12 protein-coding genes are annotated in these 9,499 nt (G+C 47.0%); 6 read left to right on the forward strand and 6 right to left on the reverse strand.

Annotated features, from left to right (window positions below):
• Both IQR33_RS33360 and IQR33_RS17130 read right to left on the reverse strand, forming a co-directional pair.
• Positions 1-1,139 (reverse strand): molybdopterin-dependent oxidoreductase (locus tag IQR33_RS33360; RefSeq protein ID WP_228013954.1); only part of this gene is annotated, 1,139 nt, incomplete at its 3' end.
• A 22-nt stretch (positions 1,140-1,161) separates the two neighbouring features.
• Positions 1,162-2,256, reverse strand: a complete 1,095-nt coding sequence (locus tag IQR33_RS17130; RefSeq protein WP_017634357.1) for a NapC/NirT family cytochrome c — start codon at positions 2,254-2,256, stop codon at positions 1,162-1,164.
• Positions 2,257-2,526: 270 nt separating this feature from the next.
• Between IQR33_RS17130 and IQR33_RS17135 the strand changes: the two genes are divergently transcribed.
• From IQR33_RS17135 to IQR33_RS17155, 5 genes are all read left to right on the forward strand, one after another.
• The gene (locus IQR33_RS17135) at positions 2,527-3,042 is read left to right on the forward strand and encodes a GNAT family N-acetyltransferase (protein WP_025768771.1); all 516 of its coding nucleotides are present in this window, start codon (positions 2,527-2,529) and stop codon (positions 3,040-3,042) included.
• A gap of 9 nt (positions 3,043-3,051) precedes the next feature.
• Positions 3,052-3,783 (forward strand): glucose 1-dehydrogenase, encoded by a 732-nt coding sequence (locus IQR33_RS17140; protein WP_193837835.1) that lies wholly within the window; start codon positions 3,052-3,054, stop codon positions 3,781-3,783.
• A gap of 1 nt (position 3,784) precedes the next feature.
• Complete coding sequence (locus IQR33_RS17145) at positions 3,785-4,255, forward strand: GNAT family N-acetyltransferase (protein WP_033907192.1); 471 nt, start codon at positions 3,785-3,787, stop codon at positions 4,253-4,255.
• A gap of 118 nt (positions 4,256-4,373) precedes the next feature.
• Positions 4,374-4,841, forward strand: a complete 468-nt coding sequence (locus IQR33_RS17150; RefSeq protein WP_193837834.1) for an HAD family hydrolase — start codon at positions 4,374-4,376, stop codon at positions 4,839-4,841.
• A 33-nt stretch (positions 4,842-4,874) separates the two neighbouring features.
• Positions 4,875-5,402 (forward strand): GNAT family N-acetyltransferase, encoded by a 528-nt coding sequence (locus IQR33_RS17155; protein WP_005374314.1) that lies wholly within the window; start codon positions 4,875-4,877, stop codon positions 5,400-5,402.
• 37 nt (positions 5,403-5,439) lie between these two features.
• On the opposite strand, the gene IQR33_RS17160 is transcribed toward IQR33_RS17155, so the two are convergent.
• From IQR33_RS17160 to IQR33_RS17170, 3 genes are all read right to left on the reverse strand, one after another.
• Positions 5,440-6,030 (reverse strand): type II secretion system protein, encoded by a 591-nt coding sequence (locus tag IQR33_RS17160; protein ID WP_228010105.1) that lies wholly within the window; start codon positions 6,028-6,030, stop codon positions 5,440-5,442.
• 154 nt (positions 6,031-6,184) lie between these two features.
• The gene (locus tag IQR33_RS17165; protein WP_005374318.1) at positions 6,185-6,472 is read right to left on the reverse strand and encodes a hypothetical protein; all 288 of its coding nucleotides are present in this window, start codon (positions 6,470-6,472) and stop codon (positions 6,185-6,187) included.
• Between the two features lie 66 nt (positions 6,473-6,538).
• Complete coding sequence (locus tag IQR33_RS17170) at positions 6,539-7,438, reverse strand: DMT family transporter (protein ID WP_017634359.1); 900 nt, start codon at positions 7,436-7,438, stop codon at positions 6,539-6,541.
• 92 nt (positions 7,439-7,530) lie between these two features.
• Between IQR33_RS17170 and IQR33_RS17175 the strand changes: the two genes are divergently transcribed.
• Positions 7,531-8,967: a PLP-dependent aminotransferase family protein gene (locus IQR33_RS17175; protein WP_193843881.1), complete on the forward strand. Its 1,437-nt coding sequence runs from the start codon at positions 7,531-7,533 to the stop codon at positions 8,965-8,967.
• Between the two features lie 95 nt (positions 8,968-9,062).
• On the opposite strand, the gene IQR33_RS17180 is transcribed toward IQR33_RS17175, so the two are convergent.
• The coding region (locus IQR33_RS17180; protein WP_193843882.1) for a glycerate kinase at positions 9,063-9,499 on the reverse strand (437 nt) is incomplete at its 5' end.

The following is a 9,499-nucleotide window of genomic DNA, read 5'->3' on the forward strand; positions in this document are numbered from 1 at the left end:
ATTTGACCCAACATCGTTGCCAGTGTAACCAGCATCCAGTGACGCTGCTCACCGTATTGTTGGCGCTGCATGCCCCAACCCGCCATCAGCATGGTGCGGTTTTTACTGAAGATGTCAGCCAGTAGCTCAAGTTGCTTCGCAGGTACGCCACAGATTTGTGATGCCCATTCTGCTGATTTTTCTACGCCGTCTTCTTCGCCCATCAGGTACGCTTCAAACTTGTCGTAACCTGCGGTGTATTTATCGAGGAAGGCTTTATCGTGCTTACCTTGTTTCACCAAGGTGTGTGCGATACCCATCATCATTGCCACGTCGGTCATTGGGTGAGGAGCAATCCACTCCGCATTCTCGCCAAAGAACTCGATGGTTTCAGAACGAATTGGGTCAATCGCAATAACCGTCTTGCCTGATTTTTTCAATTGATGGAAGAATTCAAGACCAGCACAGTCTGTTGAGCTCCACGCGATTTTTAGAGTGTTGATTGGGTTTAAGCCCCAAAGCACAACCACATCGCTGTGCTCTAATACCACTGGGTACGTGGTTTGTTGCTCGTACACTTCGATAGAGCCCACAACGTGCGGCATGATGATCTGCGCAGCACCCGTTGAGTAGTCACCCAAGTGGCCTGAATAGCCACCCGCCATGCTCATGTAACGTTGCAGCAAGGTTTGTGCTTTGTGCAGCACGCCACTTGAACGCCAGCCGTAAGAGCCTGCAAACACAGAAGCCGGGCCATATTCTTTGCGAATTCGCATGTGCTGTTCGTGGATCAGCTTGTAAGCCTCATCCCAAGACACACGCACAAACTCATCACTACCGCGCACACCTTCTGGCGACGATGGGTTTGCCAAGTAGCCTTTACGTACCATTGGGTACTTCACACGCGCCTTGGTATGCACTTGGTCAGGCCCAGTAGTTTGTAGACTATTTGGTACAGTTTGTGGAAGAGCATTAGTAGTCGAAACCAACTTACCGTCTTGCACTTCACACAGCATTGGGCCCATGCGGCCCGCCGTTAGAATGCCTTTGCCGCGAGCATTAGAAGAAGCAACAGACATAGGTGCAAATGAAGTGAATGCCATTGCACCAGCCGCCATACCAGTGCCTTTTAGAAATCCGCGACGGGTCATATTAGTCATAATCTTATCCTTCTATTTATCGTTAGTGACCAACCACATCTTTCGCGTGGTGCTGGAAGAACTTGGTTAGAATTTCTAGGTTCTCGGCTGAAATATCAGTTCGATCACCCATACTTTTCGCTACCGGTCCCCATGCATTCACTGTGAAGTGATTTGAAGGAATTTTCGCGTGACAAGTTGCACAGTAAACGTTGTCCAACTCTTCTGCGTATGACCATACGGGTTCAAGCGTGTCTACAACTGGAGAATCAATAGCACCTGTTAGAGAAACCGCGCGCCATTCGTTGCCGTAAACATCTGCCTCAAATTCACCAGTTTCAAGCGCTTGTTGGCCTTGCTCTGTTAGCGTTGCTACGATGGCACGTTGACCTTCTCCCATGTAAAGCACTTGCTCTGCGCCTTTCATTTGGAATGCGTTCAACTTAACAGTGCGGTTGTCGCCTTCAGAGCTGATTACTTCCAACTTCGTCGTTGGGTTAATTTTACCCATCTCACCCATTGCGATTTCAGTCACAGGGTAAACGACTTTGGCACCAGGTGATGTTTTTGTGGTGAAGCTCATCAACGTTTCAAATGCCTTGCTGTCTAGCTCTGCTTCTGGTGCAAAGTGCGCCACACCTTTATGACAATCGATACACGTTTGATCGTTTGCTTTCGCGTAAGCGTGCATCTTCGCCGCATCACGTGATTGCTCAAACTCTTCCATTGCATCGAAATCATGACACGAACGACACGTCGCTGAATCATTTTCACGGAACTGAGCCCATACCGTTTCAGCCATATCTTTACGATGTGCTTCATATTTCTCTGGCGTGTCGATCTTACCTGTCACAAATTCATGGTAGATGTCTTTCGACGCGCGAATTTTGGTGATCAGGTAATCCATTGGTTCTTGAGGAATATGACAGTCAGAACATTCCGCGCGAATGCCTTTCGCATTACTGAAGTGCACTGAGCCTTGGTACTCTTTGTAAGGGGTTTCCATAGAGTGGCACGAGAGACAAAATTCAGTATCTGAGGTGTAATGCATTACTGCCGCACTCCCCCCCAAAGTTAACCAGCCCACACCAATGCCGGCAGCAACCAGCAGTGCAACATATCGTTTTTTTATTGACATAATTAGCAACACTTCCAAATAAAATGTAATTATAGGTCGCAAATTACTACTTTATGGGTAGTCCTCTCTTGATCCACATCATTTCCGTGTTGCTCTGTATGCCTCAAGTATGAAATTTTGTTATTTACATCTCAAAGATGAATATATGACAATAATCCATTACCTAGCCAACTATTCACCACATAAATCACTTTTATGAATGCAACTATTTGATTAAACAGATAAGAGGATGAGAGACTGAATCTCCACATTGATGCAGTAAGGACACGCATGTCAGTTTATATCGAGACGCACAGAAGCCAATTAAGACCCATCAAAGCCAGTGACTGGGAACTCTTTCAACGATTACTCTCCGAACAAGAGGTTATTGCGCTCTGTTTCGATCGTCCCAGCGAAACAGAAATAAGAGAAAAATTTGCTTCGCGATTATTACCATGGACCCCAAATAGCCAGCATTGGCTTTGCCTTGTAATACTCGATAAGCAATCTGAACAACCCATCGGCATCACTGGCTTTGCTATTGAAAACGGTAAGGCAGAGGTAGGTTACTTACTTTTGCCGGAATTTCATGGCCAACAGTTTGGAACAGAAACTCTTCAAGCGCTTCTATACTGGGCAACCTCGACACATAACATCAACCACTTTTCCGCGACGGTCACTGAAGGCAATATTGCGTCAGAACGTGTCCTGATAAAATGTGGTTTCGAACTCATTGAGGTCATTCCAGACGCATACCAAATTGGTGGCAAACCCTACGCCGATAAAATCTACTCACTACAAAAATAAGGACGTATTTTGAATAAAGTAGTCATCATTACCGGCGCAAGCCGAGGCATTGGAGCCGCAACGGCGAAAAAGCTGGCCGAGCAAGGCTATCGCGTTTGCGTTAATTACCGCACTCAGCAAGAGGCCGCCGACCAAGTTGTGGCAGAAATACAAGCAAACGGTGGCAAAGCGATTGCCATCGCCGCAGACGTAGCCGATGAGAAGCAAGTGCTCTCCTTGTTTGATGAAACAGAACGTGAATTTGGTGCAGTGACGCACTTGGTCAACAACGTTGGCATCCTATTTACTCAATCGCCTTTGTCAGAAATCAGCTTGGAACGCTTTCAGAAAGTAATGAACACCAATGTGAATAGCTGTTTTCTCTGCTGTCGAGAAGCGGCGAAGCGATTCAGTGCAGGCGGTGCAATTGTGAATGTCTCCTCTGGAGCGTCGCGCTCAGGCGCGCCATTTGAGTATGTCGATTACGCCACATCAAAAGGCGCGATGGATACCTTAACTAAAGGGCTCTCGCTAGAGTTGGCAGAGCGCAATATTCGCGTCAATGGCGTTCGACCTGGTTTCATTTACACTGATATGCATGCCGACGGCGGAGAACCAAACCGAGTAGATAGACTCAGCCCTCAAATTCCTCTTAAACGCGGTGGCACGGTAGAAGAAGTGGCAAATGCGATCGCTTGGCTATTAAGTGACGAAGCCTCTTATGTCACAGGATCATTTATCGATATTGCAGGGGGCAGATAGAATGCAAGTCCATATCCGACAAGCGATTCCCGATGATTTAGACGAAATTTTTCAGCTTAATTTTCAAATTAATTCACTGCATTTTGCAAATGCGCCAGAAGCCTTTGTTGCGCCTTCAGAAGCTGACCGCGAATTTCTTGCACAAGCACTAGAGAACAAAGAGCGACTCTTTTTGATTGCCGAACGCGAACAGCAAATTCTCGGCTTCTTAACCGCGATGATCACCCAAAACGACACCGTCAGTTTTCTGATCAAAGACCCAATTTGTCGCGTGGGAACAATTGTTGTCGATGAAGCGCAAAAGCAGCAAGGAATCGGCCGCCAACTGCTCCAAACCTGTGAGCAATGGGCGCGCGATGCCAATGCCACACAAGTTCGATTGGAAGTGATGGAATTCAATCAGCCAGCACAGCGCTTTTACGATAATCAAGGTTTTAAAACTAACTCACGCATTATGCTGAAACATTTGTAACGATAACGACAATTAAGCGCTTTTCACGACTAAACCCACCTAAATCGTATTTATCGATGCAATTTACCCCCTAATTTTAGAAAAAGACGATATGATGTGCGGATAAGGAGATTCGAACATGATTTATCTTTTCGATTGGGGGAACACCTTGATGGTAGATTTCCCTGAGGCACAAGGAAAAATGTGCGATTGGGAACACGTAGAAGCAGTTCCTCAAGCCAGAGAAACACTGGCAATACTTTCCCAAAATCATCCCATCTACATTGCGACCAGTGCATCTGATTCCAACATGGAAGAGGTTCAGCGTGCATTTGTTCGCGTCGACTTAGACCAATACTTAAATGGCTATTTTTGTTTTGCCAACCTCGGCATCGCTAAAAACCAACCTGAGTTTTATCTCGCCATCACAAAACAGTTAGGGGTTAACGTGAGTGGAATAACCATGGTTGGCGATTTACCTCACAAAGATATTTACCCTGCGATGAAAGCGGGCGTAAACACAATTTGGTTTAACCCAACGGGCGCTGATGCACCAGCCGAAGCCATTCCTAACCAAATTCGTTGTTTATCTGAGCTTATCCCCTAACCGTTACTAACCTGCACTAATCAAGGAAGATGAATGCAAATCAGATCCATCAAGGTGAGCGATATCGCGCGCTTCACCGCGCTGTGGAATCGAGTGTACTCCGAAGGGGAATTTTTGATTTCTCCTGCACCCGATAACGCAACGCTTCGCAGAATCCTGCAACGTGTGGAAAACGAGTCCATCCCTCAGTTTGTCGCGTTTGACCGCCAAAAACTTATCGGTAGTGTTGAAATCTACCCAGCTGAGATGTGCGGTTACGAAAGAGGGCAACGCCTTCGCGTCGGTATTCTTGGTATTCACATCGACAAAAACTACCGAGGCAAAGGATTGGGGCGGAAACTATTGGCAGTCGCGATCGCACGTGGTTGGGAATTTGGTTACGACCAAATCGCACTCTACGTATACACAACCAACACACCAGCGATTGCTTTGTATGAACGGTTTGGATTTGAACATCAGGGGGAACTTGGGGAAGTGACCTTGCCAAATGGTAAAGTCTTGATGAGTCAAAAAATGGTATTGTATAAAGCGCAAAGCCCTTCGAAAAACCCCGATTTGTAGAGTCACGATAACCGTTGTTCGCAACACTTATTCGGGATTAACACCCTTGCGTCACATGCCCTCGAACAATTGAATCGTTAGAGGCTTGATTCACGTAGTAGAAATAGCATGCTTCTTCTGCCAGTGTGTAACCTTGCGGCCAAATGTACACCACGCGATCAACACCCGATTTATCTAAGAACTGATAATCAGGAATAGCGACAAAATGAGCACTGTTTGGGTGCTGCTGACCGATGATGCAAAAATCACTGCCTTTGCACGGCACGTCAATTTTCGAATAACCTCTGGCTGGTAGATCGATTTCTAACAAAGCTCGAATACTATCGGCACTCGCTTCTGGCATGCCTTTGCGTGTTTTGACATGTCGGCCAATGTAGTGAACGTGCTCTTGGCTGTAAGCGTTATCAATCACTGATTGAGCATGAAAGAATTTGAGAGCCGTACCCAAAGAAGACTGAGAACTGTGCAGCATCGCAGCGTATGCTTGGCGATGAATATCGAGTAATACTGGTAAAGCAGCTAATGCGATGAAAGCCAAAGTGGTAAGCACTATGGTGATTTCCATCAGCGTAAATCCCTTTGATTTCACGTTTCTTATCTCAACTAGCCCAAGACAATAGCCCCACATCCATGTGAGACCGAGCCAATATATCGCCAATTTCTTACGATTAAAGGCTTAAGGGGTAAGAAGAGACAAACACCACTCAAACTTGAGAACAGCAGCCAAAGAGCAGTGTAACAAAACGACGCTATGTGTCAGATATTAGACGGTTTTTTACTCTCTAGTTACTGAGTAAAGGCACATTATTTCGCACCAGACCACGACGAACATTCGTGCACATTTTGCCAAAACGACGAATCTCATCGAACTGCGGAACAATGCCGCGCTCCATGGCTGACTCCCAATAAGTGACTTCTGAATCGACCATTTCCAACAATTTCTTCGGACAGCCAATGCACTGCCCTTCTGGTCCACATACAAACGTTTCTGGTTCATAAATTGGTAGTTCCGCTTTTACTTGCTCGATGATGCTACGCATGGCGGTCATTCGATCTGGCTTTACCTTCATCATTCTGCTCCACGGATTAAGATGAAGCAGATTGTACCCACTGGTACGAAAATGTCCCTACCCAATTTAGGTATATTCTGTTTGAATCGATTTCTTTATCGTCAGATCCGGCTTTTTAACCACCAAATACACCGCCGTAGCTGCCAGTACGAAACCAGAAATCCCCATCCAATCAAATGACTCTCCAAACGCGAGCCAAGCCTGAATCGCCGTCGTTGGCGGCACCAGGTAGAATACAGAAGCTACGCTCGATGCAGCACCGTTCTTAACCATGTACAACAGCAGTAGAATAGCTACACAAGAGAGCACGACGACCAACCACAACACAGTCAAAATAAACTCCAGTTCCCACTGCACTTGCATGGTTTCAAACTGCATCGCAACGGGCAGAAACATGACGAGAGCGGCCAAATATTGCACCGTCGCACCACCCACCATATCCACTTGTTGGCAATGTTTTTTCTGATAAAGCGTCCCTAGCGTGATACCAACCAAAGCCAACAAACACAAACCAATGGCCAACACTTTATGCTGCTCGGATTGCCACTCCATTTTGCCCATCAACACCATAGCGATACCGACAAAACCAAGAGCCAAACCCAACCATTGCGAGGGTTTAAATTCCTCACGAACAAACGCCACCAGCAAAGCCGCGGTTAAAATCGGTTGAATACCCACCAGCAACGAACTCAACCCAGCAGGCATACCCAAGGCGATAGCGAAATAAGTACCGCCCAGATAGAAACCGTGGATCAACGCACCAACTACACAGCTGTGCCAAAAATCTTTTCCTGTCGGCAACCTTCTACGCAATACCGCCACAAGAACCAAAAACAATAAGACATTGAATGCCATACGGATAGAAAGTAGTGTCGCTGGCTCGGCATATTGCAAACCAAAACGCGCACCAACGAATCCAGAAGCCCAAAGGATGACAAATACAAAAGGGATGGCTCGGATTAACATGATCGCCTCACTCACGCTTGTTTTATGTTTTGAGATACTGCTAATGTAATTAGGTACAGTGTTTTCAAAAAGTGACAGATGGAAGTGTTTTTATGGGTACAGATTTATTGGGAAGCGGTGAAGGGAATAAGTACCTCGTGGTGGAAAAACACCTCAAACAAGCCATCAATGGTGGCGTTTATCAGGCGGATGATCGACTGCCCTCCATTCGCTCGTTGAGCCAAGAATTAAACGTCAGTAAAAATACCGTGATTCGTGCGTATCAAGAGCTGGAAGCACAAAACTTGGTTTACTCGGTTCCCAAATCGGGTTATCGAGTTAAAGTCGCCTTGCCGACCTCTCGCTCAATTCCGGATCCGACTCGCGTGGATTTGCTCTCGATCTGCAAAGAAATCCTCACGTACCCTGAATACCAAGAGCGTTTGCCTACCGGTTCTGCCCACCCAAACATTGACTCCCCCGCGATCAAAAGCTTGTACGCCGAGATCGGCCGCCACAGCCGCCAGCAAACGCATGTACCGAGCCATTACCAATTACCACCCGGTGATCACCTCTTAATCAAACAACTAGCGAAAATCACACAAGATTTGGGCACGCCAGCCAAGTTGGATGAGATCATGGTGACGCACGGCGCGCAACAAGCCATTAGCCTAGCGCTGCGCGCAACGACACAAAAAGGCGATATCGTCGCGGTGGAGTCCCCTTGCTATTTTGGCAACTTATTGATGCTAGAATCACTCGGCCTCAAAGTGGTGGAAATTCCGAGTTGCCCACGCGACGGTATGTGCCCCGAAGCCTTAGCAAAAGCAATGGCGACATGGGACATAAAAGCGATAATCGTAACGCCAAACTTCACCAACCCTACTGGTGCCATGATGCCGCTAGAAAAGCGCCAGCGATTGCTCTTGGCATCTGGCAATATTCCTATTATCGAAGACGATGTGTTTGGCGGGTTAAGCTATGACAAGCCGTTACCAAGCTTGAGATTGCTCGATGACAAGCAACGCGTAATTTACGTGAATTCGTTATCCAAAACGCTCGATTCGCGTTTGAGAATTGGTTGGATGTTGGCGGGGCGATATCGAGATCAGATTGAGCAATATCTACTGTGTGAGAACATGGGCAGTTTGAACCTGATGCAATCCGCCGTGGCAACGTTTCTAACGTCAGGCAAGTATCGAACGCATACTGCGCGAATGGGTCGGGTTTATCAAAACAACATGCGCCGATTTATCCAGATGCTTCATCAATACTTGGATGAATACGAACCTCTAAAAAATCGATACCAGATCAACGCCGTGCAAGGTTCGTTCTTGCTTTGGTTGCGACTGCCCGAAGACACGGACAGCTATGCGTTGTATCAAGCATGCAATAAGCACAGAATCAGCCTACTTCCCGGCACCGTATTTGGCACTCAAGGGCAATATCGGCATTGCGTACGCCTCAGCGTGGCAAACTTTGGTCATGAAACCGATTGGAGTCACGCGATGCAAACACTGGCAAAATTGATAGCAAAGCATGCCTGTTAACTCGCTCTTACTAAATGAACTTATGCCGACACACGCAAACAGGTAACAACAAAAAACTCCACGCAAAGGTGGAGTTTTTCATATCGTCATCGCTTTCAGTGCGACTTAATTTGCCACATTCTCGCGACGTTTTCGGCTAAATTGGCAACGTTGACGTCGGCCTCTTTCATGGCCTCAGGTAAGCTCATCGCCCTTGGTACACAAGCAAACACCGCATCAATGCCGCACTCATAAACCGCCTGATAGTTGTCGCCCACACAGCCTGCTAATGCAATGACTGGTAAATTACACTGCTTGGCGACCTGAGCAACGCCCATCGGCGTTTTGCCATGTGCGGTTTGATGATCGATTCGACCCTCGCCTGTAAATACGATATCCGCATCCGCAACATGCTGAGCAAGTTTGACCGTTTCAAGCACAATCTCAATTCCCGGTTGCAAACGTGCTGGCGTGTACCCGAGCAAGGCCGCGCCCATACCACCAGCAGCACCCGCCCCTTCACGAGTCAGTACATGCTTACCCGTCGCTTGTT

It is taken from the genome of Vibrio sp. OPT46 (assembly GCF_015163535.1).
GTDB classification, from domain to species: domain Bacteria; phylum Pseudomonadota; class Gammaproteobacteria; order Enterobacterales; family Vibrionaceae; genus Vibrio; species Vibrio alginolyticus.

What these genes read in the sequence shown, in the direction of transcription:
- IQR33_RS17130 (WP_017634357.1), bottom strand. Translation starts at nt 2,256, where the DNA reads ATGTCAATAAAAAAACGATATGTTGCACTGCTGGTTGCTGCCGGCATT.
- IQR33_RS17135 (WP_025768771.1), top strand. Translation starts at nt 2,527, where the DNA reads ATGTCAGTTTATATCGAGACGCACAGAAGCCAATTAAGACCCATCAAA.
- IQR33_RS17145 (WP_033907192.1), top strand. Translation starts at nt 3,785, where the DNA reads ATGCAAGTCCATATCCGACAAGCGATTCCCGATGATTTAGACGAAATT.
- IQR33_RS17150 (WP_193837834.1), top strand. Translation starts at nt 4,374, where the DNA reads ATGATTTATCTTTTCGATTGGGGGAACACCTTGATGGTAGATTTCCCT.
- IQR33_RS17155 (WP_005374314.1), top strand. Translation starts at nt 4,875, where the DNA reads ATGCAAATCAGATCCATCAAGGTGAGCGATATCGCGCGCTTCACCGCG.
- IQR33_RS17160 (WP_228010105.1), bottom strand. Translation starts at nt 6,030, where the DNA reads ATGTGGGGCTATTGTCTTGGGCTAGTTGAGATAAGAAACGTGAAATCA.
- IQR33_RS17165 (WP_005374318.1), bottom strand. Translation starts at nt 6,472, where the DNA reads ATGAAGGTAAAGCCAGATCGAATGACCGCCATGCGTAGCATCATCGAG.
- IQR33_RS17170 (WP_017634359.1), bottom strand. Translation starts at nt 7,438, where the DNA reads ATGTTAATCCGAGCCATCCCTTTTGTATTTGTCATCCTTTGGGCTTCT.
- IQR33_RS17175 (WP_193843881.1), top strand. Translation starts at nt 7,531, where the DNA reads ATGGGTACAGATTTATTGGGAAGCGGTGAAGGGAATAAGTACCTCGTG.